This window comes from Sphingomonas tagetis (assembly GCF_024211275.1).
GTDB classification, from domain to species: Bacteria; Pseudomonadota; Alphaproteobacteria; order Sphingomonadales; family Sphingomonadaceae; genus Sphingomonas; species Sphingomonas tagetis.
Map to the genome: position 1 here is coordinate 25,309 of NZ_JAMLDX010000013.1, position 20,373 is coordinate 45,681.

The following is a 20,373-nucleotide window of genomic DNA, read 5'->3' on the forward strand; positions in this document are numbered from 1 at the left end:
CATGAAGATCAAGGTTCAAACCCTCGACGCGAAGGCATCGGGCGACATCGAGCTGAACGACGAAGTGTTCGGCGTCGAGCCGCGCGCCGACATCCTGCACCGTGTCGTCACCTGGCAGCTGTGGAACCGCCGCGGCACCGCACGTCCGACGCGTGAGCGTTCGGAAGTGTCGCGCACCGGCAAGAAGTTCGGCCGCCAGAAGGGCGGCGGTACGGCTCGTCACGGCGACCGCGCAGCCCCGATCTTCATCGGCGGCGGCAAGGCGCACGGCGCTCGTCTGCGCGACTTCAACATCTCGCTGAACAAGAAGGTTCGCGCGCTGGGCCTGAAGATGGCGCTTTCGAGCCATGCCAAGGCGGGTTCGCTGATCGTCCTCGATACGTTCGAGGGTGAGAAGTCGAAGTCGCTCAAGGGCCAGTTCGAAGGCCTCAAGGTCGGCAAGAAGACGCTGGTGATCGACGCCGAGGCCGGCAATGGCTTCCTCGCGGCGCGCAACCTGGTGAACGTCAACGTTCTGCCGGCGGTGGGCGCCAACGTTTACGACATCATGAAGCACGACACGCTGGTCCTGACCCGCGCTGCCGTCGAAAAGCTGGAGGCGCGCTTCAATGGCTAAGAAGCAGGAGCAGATCGACATCCGTCACTATGACGTGATCGTCGCGCCGCACATCACCGAGAAGTCGACGCTCGTCTCCGAGGCGAACGCCGTGGTGTTCAAGGTGGCCAACACGTCGACCAAGCCGCAGATCAAGGCGGCCGTCGAGGCGCTGTTCGATGTGAAGGTGACCGCGGTCAACACCATCGTCCAGAAGGGCAAGACCAAGAAGTGGAAGGGCAAGCCCTACACCCGGTCGGACATCAAGAAGGCGATCGTCACCCTCAAGGATGGTGACTCGATCGACGTGACGCAGGGGGTCAACTGAAATGGCTCTAAAGAATTATAACCCGACTTCGCCGGCGCGGCGTGGCCTGATCCTGGTGGACCGTTCGGGTCTGCACAAGGGCGGCCCCGTCAAGGCGCTGACCGAAGGCAAGCGCAAGACCGGCGGCCGCAACAACAAGGGCCACGTGACCTCGCGCGGCATCGCGGGGGGCCACAAGCAGCGCTATCGCATCATCGACTTCAAGCGTCGCACCTGGGACGTCGAGGGCACGGTGGAGCGGATCGAATATGATCCCAACCGCACCGCTTTCATCGCGCTGATCAACTATGGCGCGGACGAGAACGGGAAGGATCGCGTCGCCTACATCATCGCCCCGCAGCGCCTCGGCGTCGGCGACAAGGTGATCGCGGCGAAGAAGACCGACGTGAAGCCGGGCAACGCGATGGAGATCGGCCAGGCGCCGGTCGGCACGATCGTCCACAATGTCGAGATGAAGCCTGGCAAGGGCGGTCAGATCGCACGTTCGGCAGGCACCTATGTGCAGGTCGTCGGCCGTGACCGCGGCATGGTGATCGTTCGCCTGAACTCGGGCGAGCAGCGCTACATCCGCGGCGAGTGCATGTGCACCGTTGGCGCCGTGTCGAACCCCGACAACGGCAACACCAACCTCGCCAAGGCCGGCCGCAACCGCTGGAAGGGCATCCGCCCGCTGACCCGCGGCGTCGCCAAGAACCCGGTCGACCATCCGCATGGCGGTGGTGAAGGCCGGACCTCGGGCGGCCGTCATCCGGTCACCCCGTGGGGCAAGCCGACCAAGGGTGCTCGCACCCGTCACAACAAGGCGACGGACAAGTTCATCATCCGCAGCCGCCACGCGAAGAAGAAGGGCTAACCGATGGCTCGCTCAGTCTGGAAGGGTCCGTTCGTCGACCTGCACCTCCTCAAGAAGGCCGAGACCGCTCAGGAAGCCTCGGGCCGTGGCGGTCCGATCAAGACCTGGTCGCGTCGCTCGACCATCCTGCCGCAGTTCGTCGGCCTGACCTTCAGCGTCTACAACGGCCGCAAGTTCGTGCCGGTGTCGGTCAACGAAGACATGGTCGGCATGAAGCTCGGCGAGTTCGCGCCGACCCGGTACTTCCCGGGCCACGCCGCCGACAAGAAGGGTAAGCGCTAATGTCGAAGCCCAAGGCTCCCCGTCGCGTCGGCGACAATGAGGCGCTGTCGGTCGGCACGCAGATCCGCGGTTCGGCCCAGAAGCTGAACCTGGTTGCGGGCCTGATCCGCGGCAAGAAGGCCGGTGACGCGCTGAATATCCTTCAGTTCTCGACCAAGGCGATGGCGGTTGACGCGCGCAAGGTGCTGGCTTCGGCCATCGCCAATGCCGAGAACAACCATAACCTCGACGTCGACGCGCTCGTCGTCGCCGAGGCTTCGGTCGGCAAGTCGATCACGATGAAGCGCTTCCACACCCGTGGTCGCGGCAAGTCGACGCGCATCCTCAAGCCGTTCAGCCGTCTGCGCATCGTCGTGCGCGAAGTGCAGGAAGAAGCATAATGGGTCACAAGAGCAACCCGATCGGTCTGCGTCTGCAGATCAACCGTACCTGGGACAGCCGCTGGTTCGCCGAGGGCGCCGACTATGGCCGCTTGCTGCTGGAGGATCTCAAGATCCGCCAGTACATCATGAAGACGCTGCCGCAGGCGGCGATCTCGAAGGTCGTGATCGAGCGTCCCGCCAAGCTGTGCCGTGTTAGCATCTTCGCTGCGCGTCCCGGCGTGATCATCGGCAAGAAGGGCACCGACATCGAGAAGCTTCGCAAGAAGCTCGGGTCGATGACCAGCTCGGACGTGTCGCTGAACATCGTCGAGATCCGCAAGCCCGAAGTCGACGCCAAGCTCGTCGCACAGGGCATCGCCGATCAGCTGGAGCGCCGCATCGCGTTCCGCCGCGCCATGAAGCGCGCCGTTCAGTCGGCGATGCGTCTGGGCGCGGAAGGCATCCGCATCAACTGCGGCGGCCGTCTCGGCGGCGCCGAGATCGCGCGGTCGGAATGGTATCGTGAAGGCCGCGTGCCGCTGCATACGCTGCGCGCGAACGTCGATCATGCCACTGCCGAAGCGCACACCGCTTATGGCGTGTGCGGCGTCAAGGTCTGGATCTTCAAGGGCGAGATCCTGGGCCATGATCCGATGGCGACCGATCGCCTGAACATGGAATCGCAGACGTCGGGCGTTCGCCCGGCGCGCGACGACCGTCGCTAAGGGCTTAGGCAATGCTGCAACCGAAAAAGACCAAGTTCCGCAAGGCCTTCAAGGGCCGGATCAAGGGCGAGGCCAAGGGCGGCGCGACGCTGAACTTCGGCTCCTACGGCCTGAAGGCGCTGGAGCCCGAGCGGATCACCGCGCGCCAGATCGAGGCGGCTCGCCGCGCGATCACGCGTCACATCCGCCGTCAGGGCCGTTTGTGGATCCGCATCTTCCCGGACGTTCCGGTGTCGAGCAAGCCGGCTGAAGTCCGCATGGGCTCGGGCAAGGGCGGCCTCGAATATTGGGCCGCTCGCGTCAAGCCGGGCCGCATCCTGTTCGAGCTGGACGGCGTTCCCGGCCCGCTCGCCGCGGAAGCGTTCGAGCGTGCGGCGATGAAGCTGCCGATCAAAACCAAGGTCGTGGCCCGCCTCGGCGACACGTCGCACCTGGAGGGTTGATAGAGATGACCAAGGCAACCGATCTGCGCGCGAAGAGCGACGATCAGCTGGGCGAGGAGCTGGGCAACCTGAAGCGCGAGGCATTCAACCTGCGCTTTCAGGCGGCGACCAGCCAGCTCGAGAAGCCGAGCCGCGTGAAGGAAGTCCGCAAGGACATCGCGCGCATCAAGACGCTGCAGTCCGAGCGTTCGCGCTCGGCTGCGAAGTAAGAGGACACGAAACATGCCGAAGCGCGTGCTGACCGGGCAGATCGTGTCCGACAAGGGCGACAAGACGGTGGTCGTGAACGTGGAGCGCAAGGTCAAGCATGCGCTCTACGGCAAGATCATCCGCCGCTCGAAGAAGTATCACGCCCATGACGAGGGCAACGAGTACAAGGCGGGCGAGACCGTGCGGATCGAAGAGACCGCGCCGATCAGCAAGCTGAAGACCTGGAAGGTGATCGAGCGGGTGGATACTCACGCGACCCCCGAGCGGGCCGACAACGCCTAAGGTCTTCGGGCCTAAACAGCTTTAACTGGAACCCCCGGGCCATGGGTCCCGGTAGGCCGAGAGAGAAGGAACCGGATCGATGATCCAGATGCAGTCCAATCTCGACGTCGCTGACAATAGCGGCGCGAAGCGGGTGCAGTGCATCAAGGTGCTGGGCGGGTCGAAGCGTCGCTTCGCCGGCGTGGGCGACGTCATCGTCGTCAGCATCAAGGAAGCACAGCCCCGCGGCAAGGTGAAGAAGGGTGACGTGCATCGCGCCGTCATCGTCCGCACCGCCAAGGACGTCCGCCGCGCCGATGGCTCGGTGATCCGCTTCGACGGCAATGCCGCCGTCCTGGTCAACAAGAACGAGGAGCCGATCGGCACCCGTATCTTTGGCCCGGTGGTCCGCGAGCTGCGCTCGAAGGGCTTTATGAAGATCATTTCGCTCGCCCCCGAGGTGCTGTGATGGCTGCTGCCAAGATCAAGAAGGGTGACACGGTCATCGTCCTGTCCGGCAAGGACAAGGGCAAGACCGGCGAAGTCACCAAGTCGCTGCCCAAGGACGGCAAGGTCGTCGTCGCCGGCGTCAACGTCGCCGTGCGCCACACCAAGCCGAGCCAGGGCGATCCGCAGGGCGGCCTCAAGCGCGCCGAAGCGCCGCTGCACGTCTCCAAGGTCGCGCATGTGACCAAGGACGGCAAGGCCACGCGCGTCCGCTTCGAGGAGCGCGACGGCAAGAAGGTCCGCGTCGCCGTCAAGACCGGGGAGGTCATCAATGGCTGATTCCTACACGCCGCGCATGCGCAAGATGTATGACGAGACCATCGCCAAGGCGATGACCGAGAAGTTCGGTTACAAGAACGTCATGGAAGTGCCGAAGATCTCGAAGATCGTGCTCAACATGGGCGTCGGCGAAGCGACCCAGGACAAGAAGAAGGTCGAGAGCGCAGCCCAGGAAATGGAGCTGATCGCCGGCCAGAAGCCTGTCGTCACCAAGGCGAAGAAGTCGATCGCGCAGTTCAAGCTGCGCGAGGGCATGGCGATCGGCTGCAAGGTCACGCTGCGCCGCGAGCGGATGTACGAGTTTCTCGACCGCTTCATCACGATCGCGCTGCCGCGCGTTCGCGACTTCCGCGGCCTGAACGACAAGTCGTTCGACGGCCGGGGCAACTATGCCTGCGGCATCAAGGAACAGATCGTGTTCCCCGAGATCAACTATGACCGCATCGACAAGGTGCGCGGCATGGACGTGATCGTGACCACCACCGCCAACACCGACGAAGAAGCTCGCGAGCTCCTCCGTCTCTTCGGTTTCCCGTTCCCCATCGAGGCGGACGGCGAAGCGAAGCAGGCAGCGTAAGGGAAAGAGAACTTAAGTCATGGCGAAACTGAGTTCCGTGAACAAGAACGAGCGTCGCAAGCAGCTGGTGAAGAAGTACGCCGGCAAATATGCGAAGCTGAAGGCGATTGCGAACGACAAGTCGCTCGACGACACCGAGCGTCTGATCGCACGTCTCAAGATGGCCGAGATTCCCCGCAACGGGAACCCGACCCGCATCCGCAACCGGTGCGAGCTCACCGGCCGTCCGCGCGGCTACTACCGCAAGTTCCGTCTCGCACGCGTCATGCTGCGCGATCTGGCCAACAAGGGCCTGATCCCCGGCGTCACGAAGTCGAGCTGGTAAGGGCATACGAAGATGGCATTGACCGATCCCCTGGGTGATATGCTCACCCGCATCCGCAACGGCCAGCGCGCGCGCAAGGACAGCGTCCTGACGCCAGCGTCGAAGTTGCGTGCCCGCGTGCTCGACGTGCTCCAGCGCGAAGGCTATATCCGTGGCTACAGCGAAGAGCAGATGGGCCCCGCGGCCGGCATCCGCATCGAGCTGAAGTATTTCGAGGGCCAGCCCGCGATCAAGTCGATCGCGCGCGTCTCGAAGCCTGGCCGCCGCGTCTATTCGGGCTCGAAGGAGCTGCCGCGCGTCCGCAACGGCCTCGGCATCACGATCGTCTCGACGCCTCGCGGCGTTCTGTCCGACGCCGAAGCGCGCGACCAGAATGTCGGCGGCGAAGTGCTGGCGGAGGTGTTCTGATGAGCCGTACCGGAAAGAAGCCGATCCCCGTTCCCGCCGGCGTCACCGCCAGCGTCGAGGGCGGTGTGGTCAGCGTGAAGGGGCCGAAGGGCACCCTCACCATGCCGGCGTCGGACGACATCTCCTATGAGATGGGCGACGGCGTGCTGGTGGTAAAGCCGGCCAACGACACCAAGCGCGCCAAGGCGTTCTGGGGCATGCAGCGCACGCTGGTCCAGAATCTGGTGACCGGGGTGACCGAGGGCTTCACCAAGAAGCTGCTGATCACCGGCGTCGGTTATCGCGCCAACGCGCAGGGCCGCAAGCTGAAGCTTCAGCTGGGCTATTCGCATGACGTCGATCTGGACGTGCCGGAAGGTGTGGAGGTCAAGACCCCCGACCAGACGACCGTCGAGATCTCGGGCAACGACAAGCAGGCCGTCGGCCAGTTTGCCGCGGAAATCCGTCGCTGGCGTAAGCCCGAGCCGTACAAGGGCAAGGGCATCAAGTACGAGGGCGAGTTCATCTTCCGCAAGGAAGGGAAGAAGAAGTAATGAGCAAGGGTCTCTCTCTCTTCGAGAAGCGGCGCCGCCGCAATCGTACCGCGCTCAAGGCGCGCGCTGGCAGCCGTCCGCGGCTCTCGGTGCATCGCTCGGGCAAGCACATCTACGTCCAGGTGATCGACGACGCGCAGGGCAAGACCCTCGCCGCCGCTTCGACGCTGGAGAAGGACGTGCGCGGCTCGACCGGCGCGAACGTCGATGCGGCCAAGGCCGTCGGCCTGCGCATCGCGGAAGCGGCCAAGAAGGCCGGCGTGACGCAGGTGGTGTTTGACCGTGGCGGTTTCCTGTTCCACGGCCGGGTCAAGGCGCTGGCGGATGCCGCCCGTGAAGGCGGATTGGAGTTCTAAGATGGCGGATGAAATCAACACGACCGAGGCTCCGGTCGAAGCCGCTGCCGCTCCCGATGCAGGCGCACCGCGCGGTGGCCGTGGCGGTCGTGGCCGTGGTGGCCCCGGCGGCGGCAACAACAATCGTGGCGGCCGTGACAACCGTGGCGGTCGCGACAATCGCGGCCGTGGCGGTCCCGGCAACGACGATGGCGGCGAGGAGCTGATCGAGAAGCTGGTCCACATCAACCGCGTTTCGAAGACGGTGAAGGGCGGCAAGCGCTTCGGCTTCGCGGCGCTGGTCGTCGTGGGCGATGGCAAGGGCCGCGTCGGCTTCGGTCATGGCAAGGCGCGCGAAGTGCCGGAAGCCATTTCGAAGGCGACCGCCGCTGCCAAGAAGAAGATGGTCCGCGTGCCGCTGCGCGAGGGCCGGACGCTGCACCATGACGGTCAGGGCCATTTCGGCGCTGGCTTGGTGACGCTCCGCTCGGCCCCTGCCGGTACCGGCATCATCGCCGGCGGCCCGATGCGCGCCGTCTTCGAGAGCCTGGGCGTTCACGACGTGGTGACCAAGTCGGTCGGCACCTCGAACCCCTACAACATGATCCGCGCGACCTTCGAGGCGCTGGGCGACCAGACCTCGCCGAAGGCGGTGGCGCAGCGTCGCGGCAAGAAGATCGCCGATCTGCTGGGCCGTGGCGGCTCGCAGGCCGCCGAGGCCGAAGCCGCGGCGATCACGGAGTAATCGACATGGCGACCATCAAGATCAAGCAGACCGGTTCGCCGATCCGCCGCGTCAAGGAACAGCGCGCGACCCTGGTCGGCCTGGGCCTGAACAAGATGCACAAGGTCAGCGAGCTGGAGGATACCCCTTCGGTTCGCGGCATGATCCGTGCGGTGCATCACATGGTCGAGGTGATCGAGGACTAAGGTCCCCGGCGCCTTTCCAGGTGACAAGTTTAGGGGAGGGGGCTATCGGCCCCCTTTCCGATTTTCGGAAATCACCCGTTGCGGGCGATTTCAGCGCGACAAAAGCGAAAGCGAGTGCACGACATGAAACTGAACGACATCAAGGACAATGATGGCGCCCGCAAGGGCCGGATGCGCGTCGGACGCGGCATCGGCTCGGGCAAGGGCAAGACCGCGGGCCGCGGCCAGAAGGGCGCCAAGGCGCGCTCGGGCGTCGCGATCAACGGCTTCGAGGGCGGTCAGATGCCGCTCCACATGCGCATCCCGAAGCGCGGCTTCAACAACCCGAACGGCAAGGACTATGCCGAGGTCAATCTGGGCATGATCCAGAAGCTGGTCGACGCCGGCAAGCTGACCGCGACCGACATCGATCACGCAGCGCTGCAGGCCGTCGGTCTGGCGCGCGGCGGCAAGAACGGTGTCCGCCTGCTCGGCAAGGGCGAGTTCTCGGCGAAGCTCAGCTTCACCGTCGCCGGCGCGTCGAAGGGCGCGATCGAGGCGGTCGAGAAGGCCGGCGGCAGCGTGACGATCCCCGAGATCGTGCCGGCTGCCGACAAGCATGCCGCGAAGCATCGCTCGGTGCAGAAGGTCATCGCCGCCAAGAAGGCCGGTAAGGCTTAAGCCTCTCCGGGCCTGACTTAACTGTGGACGGGGCGATGCGCCGCATTGCCCTGATCCGACAGTAACCTATATGGGCGGCGGGGTAGCGGCATACGCTTCTCCGCCGCTTTGGTTTCCAGGATAATCGCGCACATGGCATCCGCAGCCGATCAACTCGCCTCCGGGCTCAACCTGTCCAAGTTCGGACAGGCCACCGAACTCAAGAAGCGCCTGTGGTTCACGCTCGGCGCGCTGATCATCTTCCGGATGCTGAGCTATGTGCCGCTGCCGGGCGTCGATCCGACTCAGCTCGGTCTGCTGGCGCAGCGCACGCAGGGCGGCGTGCTCGATTTCTTCAACACCTTCTCGGGCGGCGCGCTGGAGCGCATGTCGGTCATCGCGCTCGGCGTGATGCCCTACATCACCGCCTCGATCGTCGTGCAGCTGGCGACCTCGCTGTCGCCGCAGCTCGCCGCGATCAAGAAGGAAGGCGAGAGCGGGCGCAAGAAGCTCAACCAGTACACCCGCTACGGCACCGTCGCGCTGACCGCGGTGCAGGGCTATGTCATCGCCGTGGGGCTCGAGACGCTGGGCGCGACCCAGGGCCTCGCCCCGGTGGTCGAGCCTGGCATGCTGTTCCGCGTCGCCGCGGTGATCTCGCTGATCGGCGGCACGATGTTCCTGATGTGGCTGGGTGAGCAGATCACCAGCCGCGGCGTCGGCAACGGCATTTCGCTGATCATCATGGCCGGCATCGTCGCGCATCTGCCGACGACGCTGGTCCAGCTGTTCGAAGGCGGCCGCACCGGTTCGATGAACCCCGTGACGCTCGTCGCGATCATGGCCGCGGTCGCGGGCCTCGTCCTGTTCATCTGCTTCATGGAGCGCGCCCAGCGCCGCATCCTGATCCAGTATCCCAAGCGTCAGACGCAGCGCGGTGTCCAGTCGGAGCGCAGCCACCTGCCGCTTAAGATCAACACCGCCGGCGTGATTCCGCCGATCTTCGCGTCGTCGCTGCTGTTGATGCCGCTGACGATCAGCCAGTTTGCGGGGCAGCAGCAGGCGGGCGCGGGCTGGTGGGGTGACTTCATCATCACCGTCAACCAGTACCTCCAGCACGGCAGCCTCGTGTACATGCTGCTCTATGGCGCGGGCATCATCTTCTTCTCGTTCTTCTACACCGCAGTGGTGTTCAACCCCGAGGAGACGGCGGACAACCTCAAGCGCTATGGCGGGTTCATCCCCGGCATCCGCCCGGGCAAGAATACCGAGGCCTATTTCGATTATGTGCTGACGCGCATCACCGTGATCGGCGCGGCGTATCTCACGATCATCTGTCTGCTGCCCGAGTATCTCGTCTCCGCCCTGGCGATTCCTTTCTATCTTGGCGGAACGAGCTTGCTCATCGTCGTCAACGTGACCATGGACACGGTGACTCAGATCCAGTCGCACCTGCTGGCGCACCAGTATGGCGACCTGATCAAGAAGGCGAAGTTGAAGGGCGGCCGTCTCCGCTAAGGGGCGGCAACAGAGGGGAAGTCTGTTGAACATCATCCTGTTGGGGCCTCCTGGGGCCGGCAAGGGCACCCAGGCGTCGCGGCTCGAGGACGAGCGCGGCATGGTCCAGCTGTCGACCGGCGACATGCTGCGCGCCGCGGTCAAGGCCGGCACCCCGGTCGGTCTCAAGGCCAAGGCCGTGATGGAAGCCGGCGAGCTGGTCAGCGACGAGATCGTCAGCGGAATCATCGGCGAGCGGCTCGACGAGCTGGGCGACGAGACCGGCGCGATCTTCGACGGCTATCCTCGCACCGCGCCGCAGGCCGCATCGCTCGACACCATCCTCGCCGAACGTGGCCGCACGCTCGACCATGTGATCGAGCTGGTGGTGGACGAAGACGCGCTGGTCGAGCGCATCACCGGCCGCTTCACCTGCGCCAGCTGCGGCGAGGGCTATCACGACAAGTTCAAGCTGCCCGCGGTCGCCGAGACTTGCGACCAGTGCGGCGCGCATGAGTTCAAGCGCCGTCCCGACGACAATGAGGAAACGGTGCGCACGCGCATGACCGAATACCGCGCCAAGACTGCGCCGATCCTGCCGATCTACGAAGCGCGCGGGCTGGTGAAGCGCGTGGACGGCATGGCGGACATCGCGCACGTCACCGACGCGATCGAGGCGATCCTCGACGGGCGGGGGTGAACTGAGGCGGTCTGCGCCGGTCTAGCCGGCCAGCCGCATCAGCAGCGCTTGTGCCAGCACCAGCGAATGCGCATCGCGCAGCTCGCCTTCGGCCACCATCTCGCGCAGCCGGTCGAAGCTGATTTCGTGCGTCTGGATATGCTCATGCTCACCCTCGGCGCCGCCACCGGGGCCGATGCGGTCGCCCGCGCGATATTCGGCAAGGTACAGGTGCACCCGCTCGGTCGACACCGAAGGCATCGACCACACTGACGCCACCGGAACCAGCGCGCCCAGCCTAAGGCCTGCTTCCTCGAGCGCTTCCTGACGCACCTGGTCGTCCGGCGCGGCGCTTTCGAGCATTCCTGCGATCGTTTCGAGCAGCGGCGGCTCGCCGGCCGCGATCACGGCGGCGCGCGGCTGCGAAATCAGCAGCACGCAGCGGCGCTCGAGGTCATAGGGCAGCACCGCGACGGCGGAGCCGTTGTCGAGCAAATGCCGCTCGGCCAATGCGCCGTCCGCCATCGTCAGTTCGAGACGATAGAAGCGGTACCAATTGTCATAGACCAGCGTCTGCCGGGTGATCGTCGCCATGCCGGCCGCCTAACGAACCCCGGAGGGATTCGCCAGACGGCCAGATGGGATCAACGCCGCGCGCGGCGCTTGAACTGGTCGAGGCTCACGACATTGCTCGGCCGCTCGATCGCGATGCCCGAATAGAGCGTCGCCATCGGCTCGTCGGTGACTTCGTGCACCGCATCGGCGCCAAAGCCGTTGAACGCGGTCCGCATCGCGCAGCCATAGGCGCCGAGCATGCCGACTTCGATATAGTCGCCGGCCTGAACGTCCGCCGGCAGCTCGAACGGGCCGGCCATATGGTCCATGTCGTCGCAGGTCGGGCCATAGAAGCTGAACGCCTCGGTCTCGCCCGCCGCTTCGCCCGCGTCACGCAGCAGCGTCACCGGGAAACGCCAGCCGACATGCGCCGCATCGAACAGCGCGCCATAGGCGCCATCGTTGATGTACAGCTCTTCGCCGCGGCGCTTCTCGACGCGCACGATCAGGCTCGAATATTCGGCGCACAGCGCACGGCCCGGCTCGCACCACAATTCCGCGCTGTACGAGATCGGCAGATTCTCGAACGCGTTGTGAATCACGCCGAAATAGGCTTCGAGCGGCGGCGGCTCCATGCCGGGATAGCTCGACGGAAACCCGCCGCCGACATCGACGATGTCGACCGTGACCGACGACGCCACGATCGCCGCGCGCACGCGCTCCATCGCCTCGGCATAGGCTGCCGGGGTCATCGCCTGCGAACCGACATGGAAGCAGATGCCGAGCGCGTCCGCCGCCTGGCGGGTGGCGACCAGCAAGTCCGCGACATCCTCGGGCTCCGCGCCGAACTTGGCGGCGAGGCTGAGCTTGGAATGATCCGACGACACGCGGATGCGCACGCACAAATTGAGGTCGGCCGCGTTACGAGTCGCGCGGACGATCTTCTCCAGCTCGTCCATCGTGTCGAGGCTGAAGGTGCGGACGCCGTGGACGAAATAGGCTTCCTCGATCGCTTCCTCGGCCTTGACCGGGTGCATGAAGCACAGGGTCGCCTTGGGCAGCGTGCGGCGCGCCATGCGCACCTCACCGATCGACGCGACGTCATAATGCGTCACGCCGGCGTCCCACAGGATCTGCAGGAGCTCGGGGGAAGGATTGGCCTTGACGGCGTACATCGTCGTCCCCGGAAACTTCTCGACGAAGAATCGGGCTGCTCGCTTTGCTGCGTGCGGACGAACGAGCGTTACCGGCTCGACGGGACGAAGGGCTTTCGCTAGCCCGAGCGCGCTATGATGCTTGTGCAACTCAAGGGACCTCCAATTGCCTTGCGGCATACGGTGAAACACTGCCTTGCGGTGGAAGTCCCATGGGGCAGCGGAGGGGTCATTTAGGGTCGGGGGTCCCCCTTGTAAAGTGATTCGGGGGTCCAGCCAGTGAAGCGGGGTGATCAGTGACGATTTTGCGACAGCCGACCCGGGCCGGGGTGCGCGACGCAGCGGCCAAAGTCGCGGCGATTCTGCCGCCGACGCCGCTGTTCGTGGCGGAAATCCGCGGCGTGCCGGTGATGATCAAGGCGGAGAGCCTCCAGCCGATCGGCGCGTTCAAGATTCGCGGCGCCTGGCACCGCCTCACTGCGATCGCGCCCGAACTGCGCGACAAGGGCGTGGTGGCCTTCTCCTCTGGCAATCATGCGCAGGGCGTCGCCTGGGCCGCCAGGCGGCTCGGCATGCCCGCGGTGATCGTGATGCCGTCCGACGCCCCGGCGGCGAAGCGCGAGGCGACGATGGCGCTGGGCGCGGAGGTCGTCGCCTATGACCGGATGCGCGAGGACCGCATCAAGATCGCCGGGCACCTCGCCCATGCCCGCGGCGCGACCCTCGTGCCGCCGTTCGACGATCCGTGGATCATCGAGGGGCAGGGCAGCCTTGGGATTGAGGTGCTGACGCAATGCGCCGAAATGCGGCTGCCCGATCCGGCGCAAGTGATCGTGCCGTGCGGCGGCGGCGGGCTGGCGGCGGGGGTGACGCTGGCGCTGCCCGATGCGCAGACGACGATCGTCGAGCCCGAGGGCTGGGACGATATGTGCCGCAGCCTGGCGGCCGGCTGGATCGAATCGGTCGGCGATTCGCCGCCGCCGACCGCCTGCGACGCGCTGCAGACCTTCCAGCCCGCGCAGCTCACCTTCGACGTGCTCTCGCGCCGCGGCGTCACCGGGGTGACGGTCAGCGAGGCGGAGGTGCGCGCGGCGCAGCGCTGGGCGGCACGCAAGCTGCGGCTGGTGGTCGAGCCGGGCGGATCGGTTGCGCTCGCCGCGCTGCTGGCGGGCAAGGTGCAGCCGGCGCCGGACATGCTGATCGTGCTGTCGGGCGGGAATGCCGACGCGGAGGCTTACGCGAAGGTGCTGAGCAGCAACGATTGAGCCTCAGCCGACGAACGCGCGCTCGATCACATATTGTCCCGGCTTGGCGTTCGACCCTTCCTCGAACCCCAGGCCCTCGAGCATCGCCGAGAGATCCTTGATCATCTCCATGCTGCCGCACATCATCACTCGGTCGGTCTCGGGATCGAGCCGCTTTTCGCCCAGCATTTGCGGGCCGAACAGCTTGCCGCTCTCGATCAGCGCGCCGATTCGCTCGCTGGTCGGAAACGGCTCGCGCGTCACCGTCGGCATATAGTTGAACTGCAACAGCGCCTGATCCTGCACCAGCGGGTCGCCGGCGAGCTGCGATTCGAGTTCCTCGCGAAAGGCGAGGTCGCTCACGCGGCGCACCGAATGGACCAGCAGGATCTGGTTGAACAGGTCGTACACATCGGGATCGCGCGCCAGGCTGAGGAACGGCGCGAGCCCCGTGCCGGTCGACAGGAAGAACAGGCGCTTGCCCGGCAGCAGCGCGTCGGTGACGAGCGTGCCGGTCGGCTTGCGGCCGAGGAACATCTGGTCGCCGGGCTGGATCAGCTGGAGCTTCGACGTCAGCGGGCCGTCGGGCACCTTGATCGACAGGAATTCCAGCTCCTCGGCCCAGGCGGGGCTGGCGATCGAATAGGCGCGCAGCAGCGGGCGGCCCTCACCGGGCAGGCCCAGCATCACGAACTCGCCCGAGCGGAAGCGAAAGCTTTGCGGGCGGGTGATCGTGAAGCTGAACAGATGCTCGTTCCAGTGGCGAACGCTGGTGACGGTCTCTACCGTCAGCGCTGCCGAAGGGGCGAGGGGAATGGCATTACGGTCGCTCACGAGCGCGAAATTCCTGATGGTTCGGGTTGTTGGCGCACCCCATAGCAGAGGCTTTTTGCGAATCAATCGCAATTAAGCCTTTGCTCGACGCAATCGCAGCTTCGCGTTAGGGGCGAGGCGATGGAGACGCAACTCAGTCCGACCGCCTCGACCGTGCTCGCATTGCTGGTCGCGGGTGTGTTCGCGCTGCTGTGGGGCGGGATTGTCATCCTGCGCCGGGGCGACCGGCTGAAGGGCGTGCTGATGCTGGTCTGCGCCGTCGTGCTGATCGGCAACGTGCTGATCTGGACGGTCTAGGGTCTGAACTCGATTAGAACGAGGATCGTGATCGCCCGTGGAAGGCCGCCGAGCAGCGTCGCGCGTCAGTCACGATGGATCCCCATCGCGTCCTCCTTGCTCCTAGCCTGGCGCCAAATTCGGCTCCGACACGACCTCGTTCTAATTGAGTTCAGACCCTAGTCCCGGTCGGGGTGCTGGTTGCTGCTCGCCGCGATCGCCGCGGCCCATGCTTCATCCTGCGCCTCGGTCGCGCCGATATCCTTTAGCGCGGGCAAATCGCCGAACCACGGCATCCGCGCCTCGCTGCCCATTTGCGTCCTGGGCGGGAAGGCCGCGGGATCGTCCAGCGAGCCGATCGTCAGGTTCGTTCGGCTGCCCTTGAGGTTGCGATAGTAGAGCGGCGTTCCGCACGCCGCGCAGAAACCGCGGTCGACATGCTCGGAGCTGCGGAATGCGGCGGGCTCGCCGCGCGTCCATTCGAGCGCCTCGTTCGGCGCGGCGACCAGTGCTGCGAACAGATTGCCCACCGCCTTCTGGCACATCCGGCAATGGCAGAGATGGGCGTTGTCGAGCATCTGAGTCGCGCGATAGCGCACCGCGCCGCACTGGCAGCCGCCGGTCACCGTGACGTCGATGCGCTCCATCGGCTCAATCCTGCCGCGTGATGCGCAGCGCCCAGCGGTCGTACCCCAGCGCCTCGACATGATCGAGCAGCGCCTGCAGCGTCGCCGGCGCCGGGCGCGGCTCGCGGCTCAGCACCCACAGATAGCGTCCGCTGGGTTCGCCCACGATCGACCAGTCGTAATTGTCGCCGTGATCCAGCACCCAATAGTCGCCGGTGTAGAGCGGGCCGAAGAACGAGACCTTGAGCTTGGCACCGGTCTCCTCGTCGGCGACGATCGCATGCCCTTCGGCCGCAACGCGCTCGTTCTCGCCTGCGCGAATCCCGCTGTTGACGATCGCGACCTTGCCGCCGTCCTCCAGCGTATATTCCGCCGTGACCGCGTCGAGCCCCTTCTGGAATTTGTTCTCGTGCCGTGCCAGCTCGAACCAGGTGCCGGCATAGCGCGCGAGATCGACCGGCTTGGCCGGCTGCGGTACCGTTGGGTTGATCACCGGCGGCCGCGTCGCGCGGGAATAGAGGAACAGGCCGCCAATGGCAGCGGCGGCGACGCCGGTGGCGATCTTGATCGCGGTCGATTGCTTCATCCCGCCATCATGCGACGGCGTGCGGCGGGATGACAAGCACCCGCCGCATCACCGGTCACCGGATCGGCGAGTTCGGGTCGAGCCGCATGTCGAGATATTTGTCCACGCTGCCCATCAGCTCGTCCATCTCATGCTCGAAGAAATGGTTCGCGCCCGGAATCGTGTCGTGATGAATCGTGATGTGCTTCTGCGTGCGCAGCTTGTCGACCAGCTTCTGCACGGCGCCCGGCGTGACCACCTCGTCATTCTCGCCCTGGATGATGATGCCCGAGGATGGGCAAGGGGCGAGGAAGGTGAAGTCGAACATGTTGGCCGGCGGCGCGATCGAGATGAAGCCGCGAATCTCCGGCCGCCGCATCAGCAGCTGCATGCCGATCCACGCGCCGAAGCCGAAGCCGCCGACCCAGGTGGTCGATGCCTCGGGGTGGAAGCTCTGCACCCAGTCGAGCGCCGAGGCCGCGTCGGACAGTTCGCCGATGCCGTTGTCGAACACGCCCTGGCTCTTGCCGACACCGCGGAAATTGAACCGCAGCGTCGCGAAGCCGCGGCGCTGGAAGGTCTTGTAGAGCTCCTGCACGATGCGGTTGTTCATCGTGCCGCCGGCATTGGGATGCGGATGCAGGATCATCGCGACCGGCGCACGCGGGCGGGGAGCGGGGGCGAAACGCCCTTCGAGACGGCCTTCGGGACCGGGGATGATGACTTCGGGCAATTCCCACCTGCTATGAAAGGGCGCGTTCGGTAGCGCGAAAAACGATGACGGCTATATAGTCGGCACGTCCGCACAAGCAATTGGAACGAATCTCCTGGCTCCCGACCGCATCTATCTCGACCACGCCGCGACCACCCCGATGCTGCCGCAGGCGGTGCTCGCGGTGAAGGATGCGATGCTGCGCTGGGCCAACCCGTCCTCTCCGCACAGCGAGGGCCGCGCGGCACGCGCGGCGCTGGAGGATGCGCGGCACCGTATCGCCGCCGCCTATGGCTGGCCGCACGAGCTGATCCTGACCAGCGGGGCGAGCGAATCGCTGTACATCGCGCTGCGGCGGTCGATGGCGAAGCATCGGCTGATCACCGCGGTCGAGCATGATTCGGTGCTGCGCCATTCGGAGGGCGCGGGCGTGCTGGCGGTGCGCCCGACCGGTCAGGTCGATCTCGACGCGCTGCGTGCCGCGATGCAGCCCGGCACGTTGGTCTGCGTGCAATGGGCCAATAGCGAGACCGGCGTGAAGCAGCCGATCGAGTCGATCGCCCGCATCGTGCGAGAGTTTGGAGGCCTGCTGCTGGTCGATGCCGCGCAGATGCCCGCGCGCGCCGACGACGCGCCATTGCTCTATGCCGATTTCATCGCGGTCTCGGCGCACAAGCGCGGCGGGCCGCCGGGGATCGGCGCGTTGATGATCCGAGACTTTGCGACGCTGCTGCCGGTGGGCGGGCAGGAAAAGGGCTATCGTGCGGGCACCGAGAATTTGCCGGGCGCGCTCGGCTATGCCGCCGCGCTCGAAGTGCCCGAGCCGCTCGAACCGCTGCGCGATTTGCGCCGCAAGCTCGATTTCGCGGTCGAACAGGCGGGCGGCACGATCGTCGGCTATGGCGTCGAGAACACGCCGGCGATTCGTGCCTATCGTATGCCCGGTCTGTCGGCAGCGGCGCAGCTGATCCGCTTCGACCTCGCCGGCTATGCCGTGTCGGCGGGCAGCGCCTGTTCGTCGGGCAGCATGCGGCCGAGCCATGTGCTGACCGCGATGGGCTGGCAGGAGTCCGAACTGCGCGAAGTGATCCGCGTCAGCTTCGGCCGCAAGACCAGCAAGGAAGAGACGCACGCCTTTGCCAAACTGTGGCAGAATATGGCGCAATCGGCGCGGCACGGCGGATTGCAGGCGTTCGAACGGACATGATCTACCTCGATTATCAGGCGACCACGCCGCTCGCCCCGCAGGCGCTCGACGCGATGCTGCCCTGGCTGCGCGACGATTTCGCGAACCCGCATTCGGCGCACGCCGCCGGGCGCAAGGCCAAGGCCGCGGTTGAGGTCGCACGTGAGGCGGTGGCCGAGCTGATGCCCGATGGCGGCACGGTCAGTTTCACCAGTGGCGCGACCGAGGCGCTCAACTGGGCGATCAAGGGCAGCACCGGCCCGATCGTCACGCTGGCGACCGAGCACGCCGCGGTGCTCGACACCGCCGCCGCCGAGGCGCGCCGCGGGCGCGCGGTGACGATGCTGCCGGTCGGCAGCGACGGCCTCGCCGATCTCGCCGCCGCGCGCGAGGCGATCAAGCCCGGCACCGGCCTCGTCGCCGTCATGCTGGTCAATAACGAGATCGGCGCGATTCAGCCGGTCGAGCAACTCGCCACGCTCGCAAAACAGGCCGGCGCGCTGTTCCTCACCGACGCGGTGCAGGGCTTCGGCCGCGAGATCGTCCCCGACACCGCCGATCTGGTCGCGGTCTCCGCGCACAAGATCCACGGCCCCAAGGGCATCGGCGCATTGTGGGTGCGCGACGGCGTGACGCTCGAGCCCCTCCTCCACGGCGGCGGACAGGAGCCGCTCGGCCGTTCAGGCACGCTCTCGCCCGCTTTGTGCGCCGGGTTCGGCGCGGCCGCGGCGCTCGCCAAGCAGCGGTTCGGCGCCGACCGCGCGCATGTCTCGCAACTGTTCCGCGCCGCCTTCCAGATGCTCGCCGGCGCCGGCTGGGCGCTCAACGGATCGAAGGACGAACGCTATCCCGGCAACCTCAACCTGCGCTATCCCGGCCTCGACGTGGCGCGGCTGATGTCCGACCTGCGCGGCATCGCCTTTTCGGCCGGTTCGGCCTGCGCCAGCGGCTCCGGCCGGCCAAGCCACGTCCTCAAGGCGATCGGACTCAGCGACGCCGAAGCACGGTCGAGCATCCGCCTCGGCTTCGGGCGCTACACCACGGAGGAAGATTTGCTCACCGCCTGCCTCGCGATCGACCAGGCCGCGCGCGCGCAACAGGTGGCGGCATGATCAAGGTGCGGTTTCTCACCGCCGACGGCGATCTCGCGGTCGAGGCCGAGGCAAAGCCCGGCGACCGGCTGCTCGAAGTGGGGCAGGCGAGGGGTATGCCGCTCGAGGGCACCTGCGAGGGCCAGATGGCGTGCTCGACCTGCCATGTCATCGTCGAACCCGGTGATTTCGCCCGCCTGCCGCGCGCCAGCGAAGAGGAGGAGGACATGCTCGACCTCGCCGTCGGTGCCGGGCGCACCAGCCGCCTCTCATGCCAGATCGTGCTCGACGACACGCTCGACGGCCTCACAGTCAGGCTGCCTTCAGAACATCGTGATATGCAGGGGCGATGATGAACCGACGCCACATCCTCGCCGCCGCCACCGCGTTCGCCGCAGTCCCCGCTTTCGCACAGAAGAAGGGGCCGCTCGCCCGCATCCGCGAGGAAACCGGGGGACGGCTCGGCCTCGCCGCGTTCGATACCGGCACCGGACGGCGCTATTTCGACGGGGCGGAAGCGCGCTTCGCGATGTGCTCGACCTTCAAACTGCCGCTCGCGGCGGCGGTGCTCGCACTGGCCGACCGCGGCAAGCTCGACCTCAAGCGCGAAATCCGCTTCGGCGAGGCCGATCTGCTCGAATATGCGCCCGTCGTGCGGGCGAATCTGGCGAAAGGCGCGCTGCCGGTCGAGACCTTGCTCGAAGCCGCCGTGGTGATGAGCGACAACAGCGCCGCCAACCTCGTCTTCGGCCAGATCGCCGGCCCGCGCGGCCTGACCAAGTTCATCCGCGACGCGGGCGATGCCGTCACCCGCTCCGACCGCGACGAACCCGAACTCAACCGCGTGCGCGGCGACGATCAACGCGACACCACCACGCCACAGGCGATGCTGTGGCTGATGAACCGCCTCCTGCTCGGCGACATCCTCTCTCCGGCGTCGCGCGCAAAACTGATCGGATGGATGGAGGCCTCGCCCACCGGCAAGGACCGGCTGCGCGCCCGCCTGCCCAAGGCCTGGCGCGTCGGCGACAAGACCGGCACCAGCGGCGACGGCTATGTCAACGACATCGCCATCGCTACCCCGCCGGGCCGCAAGCCGATCCTGATCAGCTGCTATTTCGACGCCCCCGGCCTCGATCCAGCCAGGGCGAACGCCGTGCACGCGCAGGTGGGGCAGCTCGTTGGCGCGCTTTTCGCCTGACATTGCAATCGCGCCGCGCTTCCCCCATATGCGCCGCGGGAGTCGGGCGGACGATGCCGTCGCCAACCCGGTCAGGTCCGGAAGGAAGCAGCCGTAACGATTTTCGTGTCGGGTCGTCCCGGCTCCCACCTTCCCCACATGACGCGAGCCGCATGACCCGC

General features: G+C 66.2%; 33 protein-coding genes and 1 other RNA gene. 28 read left to right on the forward strand and 6 right to left on the reverse strand.

Going from position 1 to position 20,373, the window contains the following annotated elements; genetic code table 11:
- Position 1: 1 nt before the first annotated feature.
- The 21 genes from rplD (at position 2) to M9978_RS15665 (ending at position 10,789) form a co-directional block, all read left to right on the forward strand.
- Positions 2-616, forward strand: coding sequence for a 50S ribosomal protein L4 (gene rplD / locus M9978_RS15565; RefSeq protein ID WP_254294771.1), 615 nt, complete (start codon positions 2-4; stop codon positions 614-616).
- The gene (locus M9978_RS15570) at positions 609-923 is read left to right on the forward strand and encodes a 50S ribosomal protein L23 (RefSeq protein WP_254294772.1); all 315 of its coding nucleotides are present in this window, start codon (positions 609-611) and stop codon (positions 921-923) included. Before rplD ends, M9978_RS15570 begins: the two co-directional genes overlap by 8 nt.
- Position 924: 1 nt before the next feature.
- A complete protein-coding gene (gene rplB, locus M9978_RS15575) occupies positions 925-1,776 on the forward strand; it encodes a 50S ribosomal protein L2 (RefSeq protein ID WP_254294774.1) in 852 nt (283 codons plus the stop codon).
- Between the two features lie 3 nt (positions 1,777-1,779).
- Positions 1,780-2,058 (forward strand): 30S ribosomal protein S19, encoded by a 279-nt coding sequence (rpsS, locus tag M9978_RS15580; protein WP_254294775.1) that lies wholly within the window; start codon positions 1,780-1,782, stop codon positions 2,056-2,058.
- Entirely contained in the window at positions 2,058-2,438 is a 381-nt protein-coding gene (gene rplV, locus M9978_RS15585; RefSeq protein ID WP_254294776.1) for a 50S ribosomal protein L22, read from the forward strand. The genes rpsS and rplV overlap by 1 nt, the downstream gene beginning before the upstream one ends.
- Positions 2,438-3,145, forward strand: a complete 708-nt coding sequence (rpsC, locus tag M9978_RS15590) for a 30S ribosomal protein S3 (protein ID WP_254294777.1) — start codon at positions 2,438-2,440, stop codon at positions 3,143-3,145. The genes rplV and rpsC overlap by 1 nt, the downstream gene beginning before the upstream one ends.
- A gap of 11 nt (positions 3,146-3,156) precedes the next feature.
- On the forward strand, positions 3,157-3,588 hold the full coding sequence (rplP, locus tag M9978_RS15595) for a 50S ribosomal protein L16 (protein ID WP_254294778.1): 432 nt from the start codon (positions 3,157-3,159) through the stop codon (positions 3,586-3,588).
- A 5-nt stretch (positions 3,589-3,593) separates the two neighbouring features.
- Positions 3,594-3,797: a 50S ribosomal protein L29 gene (rpmC, locus tag M9978_RS15600; protein WP_254294779.1), complete on the forward strand. Its 204-nt coding sequence runs from the start codon at positions 3,594-3,596 to the stop codon at positions 3,795-3,797.
- 13 nt (positions 3,798-3,810) lie between these two features.
- Positions 3,811-4,080 (forward strand): 30S ribosomal protein S17, encoded by a 270-nt coding sequence (gene rpsQ, locus M9978_RS15605; RefSeq protein ID WP_254294781.1) that lies wholly within the window; start codon positions 3,811-3,813, stop codon positions 4,078-4,080.
- 79 nt (positions 4,081-4,159) lie between these two features.
- Entirely contained in the window at positions 4,160-4,528 is a 369-nt protein-coding gene (rplN, locus tag M9978_RS15610; RefSeq protein ID WP_066574426.1) for a 50S ribosomal protein L14, read from the forward strand.
- Positions 4,528-4,845, forward strand: a complete 318-nt coding sequence (gene rplX, locus M9978_RS15615; protein ID WP_254294783.1) for a 50S ribosomal protein L24 — start codon at positions 4,528-4,530, stop codon at positions 4,843-4,845. Before rplN ends, rplX begins: the two co-directional genes overlap by 1 nt.
- Positions 4,838-5,422: a 50S ribosomal protein L5 gene (gene rplE / locus M9978_RS15620; protein WP_254294784.1), complete on the forward strand. Its 585-nt coding sequence runs from the start codon at positions 4,838-4,840 to the stop codon at positions 5,420-5,422. The genes rplX and rplE overlap by 8 nt, the downstream gene beginning before the upstream one ends.
- Positions 5,423-5,441: 19 nt before the next feature.
- Positions 5,442-5,747 (forward strand): 30S ribosomal protein S14, encoded by a 306-nt coding sequence (gene rpsN, locus M9978_RS15625; RefSeq protein WP_069320022.1) that lies wholly within the window; start codon positions 5,442-5,444, stop codon positions 5,745-5,747.
- 12 nt (positions 5,748-5,759) lie between these two features.
- On the forward strand, positions 5,760-6,155 hold the full coding sequence (gene rpsH, locus M9978_RS15630) for a 30S ribosomal protein S8 (RefSeq protein WP_069320021.1): 396 nt from the start codon (positions 5,760-5,762) through the stop codon (positions 6,153-6,155).
- Positions 6,155-6,688 carry a 50S ribosomal protein L6 gene (rplF, locus tag M9978_RS15635; protein WP_254294785.1) on the forward strand — a complete coding sequence of 178 codons (534 nt, stop codon included), beginning with the start codon at positions 6,155-6,157 and terminating at the stop codon, positions 6,686-6,688. Before rpsH ends, rplF begins: the two co-directional genes overlap by 1 nt.
- Positions 6,688-7,044: a 50S ribosomal protein L18 gene (gene rplR, locus M9978_RS15640; protein WP_254294786.1), complete on the forward strand. Its 357-nt coding sequence runs from the start codon at positions 6,688-6,690 to the stop codon at positions 7,042-7,044. Before rplF ends, rplR begins: the two co-directional genes overlap by 1 nt.
- Position 7,045: 1 nt before the next feature.
- Complete coding sequence (gene rpsE, locus M9978_RS15645) at positions 7,046-7,768, forward strand: 30S ribosomal protein S5 (RefSeq protein WP_254294787.1); 723 nt, start codon at positions 7,046-7,048, stop codon at positions 7,766-7,768.
- Between the two features lie 5 nt (positions 7,769-7,773).
- Entirely contained in the window at positions 7,774-7,953 is a 180-nt protein-coding gene (gene rpmD, locus M9978_RS15650) for a 50S ribosomal protein L30 (RefSeq protein ID WP_254294788.1), read from the forward strand.
- Positions 7,954-8,076: 123 nt separating this feature from the next.
- On the forward strand, positions 8,077-8,613 hold the full coding sequence (gene rplO / locus M9978_RS15655; RefSeq protein WP_254294789.1) for a 50S ribosomal protein L15: 537 nt from the start codon (positions 8,077-8,079) through the stop codon (positions 8,611-8,613).
- Between the two features lie 132 nt (positions 8,614-8,745).
- Complete coding sequence (gene secY, locus M9978_RS15660; protein WP_254294790.1) at positions 8,746-10,110, forward strand: preprotein translocase subunit SecY; 1,365 nt, start codon at positions 8,746-8,748, stop codon at positions 10,108-10,110.
- A gap of 25 nt (positions 10,111-10,135) precedes the next feature.
- On the forward strand, positions 10,136-10,789 hold the full coding sequence (locus M9978_RS15665; protein WP_254294792.1) for an adenylate kinase: 654 nt from the start codon (positions 10,136-10,138) through the stop codon (positions 10,787-10,789).
- 21 nt (positions 10,790-10,810) lie between these two features.
- Here the strand turns inward: M9978_RS15665 and M9978_RS15670 are convergent, their stop codons facing one another.
- Together M9978_RS15670 and M9978_RS15675 are read right to left on the reverse strand one after the other, a co-directional pair.
- Entirely contained in the window at positions 10,811-11,362 is a 552-nt protein-coding gene (locus tag M9978_RS15670; RefSeq protein ID WP_254294794.1) for an NUDIX hydrolase, read from the reverse strand.
- A gap of 50 nt (positions 11,363-11,412) precedes the next feature.
- On the reverse strand, positions 11,413-12,627 hold the full coding sequence (locus M9978_RS15675) for a type III PLP-dependent enzyme (protein WP_254294795.1): 1,215 nt from the start codon (positions 12,625-12,627) through the stop codon (positions 11,413-11,415).
- Positions 12,628-12,773: 146 nt separating this feature from the next.
- Here M9978_RS15675 and M9978_RS15680 point away from each other — a divergent pair, with 146 nt between their 5' ends.
- Positions 12,774-13,742 carry a threonine ammonia-lyase gene (locus tag M9978_RS15680; protein WP_254294797.1) on the forward strand — a complete coding sequence of 323 codons (969 nt, stop codon included), beginning with the start codon at positions 12,774-12,776 and terminating at the stop codon, positions 13,740-13,742.
- A gap of 3 nt (positions 13,743-13,745) precedes the next feature.
- Here M9978_RS15680 and M9978_RS15685 read toward each other — a convergent pair whose 3' ends face one another.
- Positions 13,746-14,555 (reverse strand): ferredoxin--NADP reductase, encoded by an 810-nt coding sequence (locus M9978_RS15685; RefSeq protein ID WP_254294799.1) that lies wholly within the window; start codon positions 14,553-14,555, stop codon positions 13,746-13,748.
- Positions 14,556-14,675: 120 nt separating this feature from the next.
- Between M9978_RS15685 and M9978_RS15690 the strand changes: the two genes are divergently transcribed.
- On the forward strand, positions 14,676-14,852 hold the full coding sequence (locus M9978_RS15690) for a hypothetical protein (protein WP_254294801.1): 177 nt from the start codon (positions 14,676-14,678) through the stop codon (positions 14,850-14,852).
- A gap of 158 nt (positions 14,853-15,010) precedes the next feature.
- Here the strand turns inward: M9978_RS15690 and M9978_RS15695 are convergent, their stop codons facing one another.
- Genes M9978_RS15695 through M9978_RS15705 form a run of 3 tightly spaced genes read right to left on the reverse strand, consistent with a single transcriptional unit; the run spans position 15,011 to position 16,755 of the window.
- A complete protein-coding gene (locus tag M9978_RS15695) occupies positions 15,011-15,478 on the reverse strand; it encodes a GFA family protein (RefSeq protein WP_254294803.1) in 468 nt (155 codons plus the stop codon).
- A gap of 4 nt (positions 15,479-15,482) precedes the next feature.
- Positions 15,483-16,043 carry a lipocalin family protein gene (locus M9978_RS15700; RefSeq protein ID WP_254294805.1) on the reverse strand — a complete coding sequence of 187 codons (561 nt, stop codon included), beginning with the start codon at positions 16,041-16,043 and terminating at the stop codon, positions 15,483-15,485.
- Positions 16,044-16,098: 55 nt separating this feature from the next.
- The gene (locus M9978_RS15705; RefSeq protein ID WP_254294807.1) at positions 16,099-16,755 is read right to left on the reverse strand and encodes an alpha/beta hydrolase; all 657 of its coding nucleotides are present in this window, start codon (positions 16,753-16,755) and stop codon (positions 16,099-16,101) included.
- Positions 16,756-16,849: 94 nt separating this feature from the next.
- Here M9978_RS15705 and M9978_RS15710 point away from each other — a divergent pair, with 94 nt between their 5' ends.
- From M9978_RS15710 to ffs, 5 genes are all read left to right on the forward strand, one after another.
- Entirely contained in the window at positions 16,850-17,941 is a 1,092-nt protein-coding gene (locus M9978_RS15710) for a cysteine desulfurase family protein (RefSeq protein WP_302054052.1), read from the forward strand.
- On the forward strand, positions 17,938-19,032 hold the full coding sequence (locus M9978_RS15715; RefSeq protein WP_254294811.1) for a cysteine desulfurase family protein: 1,095 nt from the start codon (positions 17,938-17,940) through the stop codon (positions 19,030-19,032). The genes M9978_RS15710 and M9978_RS15715 overlap by 4 nt, the downstream gene beginning before the upstream one ends.
- Positions 19,029-19,364, forward strand: coding sequence for a 2Fe-2S iron-sulfur cluster-binding protein (locus M9978_RS15720; protein WP_254294813.1), 336 nt, complete (start codon positions 19,029-19,031; stop codon positions 19,362-19,364). The genes M9978_RS15715 and M9978_RS15720 overlap by 4 nt, the downstream gene beginning before the upstream one ends.
- Positions 19,364-20,212, forward strand: a complete 849-nt coding sequence (bla, locus tag M9978_RS15725; RefSeq protein WP_254294815.1) for a class A beta-lactamase — start codon at positions 19,364-19,366, stop codon at positions 20,210-20,212. The genes M9978_RS15720 and bla overlap by 1 nt, the downstream gene beginning before the upstream one ends.
- A gap of 34 nt (positions 20,213-20,246) precedes the next feature.
- Positions 20,247-20,345, forward strand: an RNA gene (gene ffs / locus M9978_RS15730) — signal recognition particle sRNA small type.
- Positions 20,346-20,373: the final 28 nt, after the last annotated feature.

Excerpts from the sequence above, each read along its gene's own strand:
- rplD (WP_254294771.1), top strand. The coding sequence starts at position 2 with ATGAAGATCAAGGTTCAAACCCTCGACGCGAAGGCATCGGGCGACATC.
- M9978_RS15570 (WP_254294772.1), top strand. The coding sequence starts at position 609 with ATGGCTAAGAAGCAGGAGCAGATCGACATCCGTCACTATGACGTGATC.
- rplB (WP_254294774.1), top strand. The coding sequence starts at position 925 with ATGGCTCTAAAGAATTATAACCCGACTTCGCCGGCGCGGCGTGGCCTG.
- rpsS (WP_254294775.1), top strand. The coding sequence starts at position 1,780 with ATGGCTCGCTCAGTCTGGAAGGGTCCGTTCGTCGACCTGCACCTCCTC.
- rplV (WP_254294776.1), top strand. The coding sequence starts at position 2,058 with ATGTCGAAGCCCAAGGCTCCCCGTCGCGTCGGCGACAATGAGGCGCTG.
- rpsC (WP_254294777.1), top strand. The coding sequence starts at position 2,438 with ATGGGTCACAAGAGCAACCCGATCGGTCTGCGTCTGCAGATCAACCGT.
- rplP (WP_254294778.1), top strand. The coding sequence starts at position 3,157 with ATGCTGCAACCGAAAAAGACCAAGTTCCGCAAGGCCTTCAAGGGCCGG.
- rpmC (WP_254294779.1), top strand. The coding sequence starts at position 3,594 with ATGACCAAGGCAACCGATCTGCGCGCGAAGAGCGACGATCAGCTGGGC.
- rpsQ (WP_254294781.1), top strand. The coding sequence starts at position 3,811 with ATGCCGAAGCGCGTGCTGACCGGGCAGATCGTGTCCGACAAGGGCGAC.
- rplN (WP_066574426.1), top strand. The coding sequence starts at position 4,160 with ATGATCCAGATGCAGTCCAATCTCGACGTCGCTGACAATAGCGGCGCG.
- rplX (WP_254294783.1), top strand. The coding sequence starts at position 4,528 with ATGGCTGCTGCCAAGATCAAGAAGGGTGACACGGTCATCGTCCTGTCC.
- rplE (WP_254294784.1), top strand. The coding sequence starts at position 4,838 with ATGGCTGATTCCTACACGCCGCGCATGCGCAAGATGTATGACGAGACC.
- rpsN (WP_069320022.1), top strand. The coding sequence starts at position 5,442 with ATGGCGAAACTGAGTTCCGTGAACAAGAACGAGCGTCGCAAGCAGCTG.
- rpsH (WP_069320021.1), top strand. The coding sequence starts at position 5,760 with ATGGCATTGACCGATCCCCTGGGTGATATGCTCACCCGCATCCGCAAC.
- rplF (WP_254294785.1), top strand. The coding sequence starts at position 6,155 with ATGAGCCGTACCGGAAAGAAGCCGATCCCCGTTCCCGCCGGCGTCACC.
- rplR (WP_254294786.1), top strand. The coding sequence starts at position 6,688 with ATGAGCAAGGGTCTCTCTCTCTTCGAGAAGCGGCGCCGCCGCAATCGT.
- rpsE (WP_254294787.1), top strand. The coding sequence starts at position 7,046 with ATGGCGGATGAAATCAACACGACCGAGGCTCCGGTCGAAGCCGCTGCC.
- rpmD (WP_254294788.1), top strand. The coding sequence starts at position 7,774 with ATGGCGACCATCAAGATCAAGCAGACCGGTTCGCCGATCCGCCGCGTC.
- rplO (WP_254294789.1), top strand. The coding sequence starts at position 8,077 with ATGAAACTGAACGACATCAAGGACAATGATGGCGCCCGCAAGGGCCGG.
- secY (WP_254294790.1), top strand. The coding sequence starts at position 8,746 with ATGGCATCCGCAGCCGATCAACTCGCCTCCGGGCTCAACCTGTCCAAG.
- M9978_RS15670 (WP_254294794.1), bottom strand. The coding sequence starts at position 11,362 with ATGGCGACGATCACCCGGCAGACGCTGGTCTATGACAATTGGTACCGC.
- M9978_RS15690 (WP_254294801.1), top strand. The coding sequence starts at position 14,676 with ATGGAGACGCAACTCAGTCCGACCGCCTCGACCGTGCTCGCATTGCTG.
- M9978_RS15695 (WP_254294803.1), bottom strand. The coding sequence starts at position 15,478 with ATGGAGCGCATCGACGTCACGGTGACCGGCGGCTGCCAGTGCGGCGCG.
- M9978_RS15700 (WP_254294805.1), bottom strand. The coding sequence starts at position 16,043 with ATGAAGCAATCGACCGCGATCAAGATCGCCACCGGCGTCGCCGCCGCT.
- M9978_RS15715 (WP_254294811.1), top strand. The coding sequence starts at position 17,938 with ATGATCTACCTCGATTATCAGGCGACCACGCCGCTCGCCCCGCAGGCG.
- M9978_RS15720 (WP_254294813.1), top strand. The coding sequence starts at position 19,029 with ATGATCAAGGTGCGGTTTCTCACCGCCGACGGCGATCTCGCGGTCGAG.
- bla (WP_254294815.1), top strand. The coding sequence starts at position 19,364 with ATGAACCGACGCCACATCCTCGCCGCCGCCACCGCGTTCGCCGCAGTC.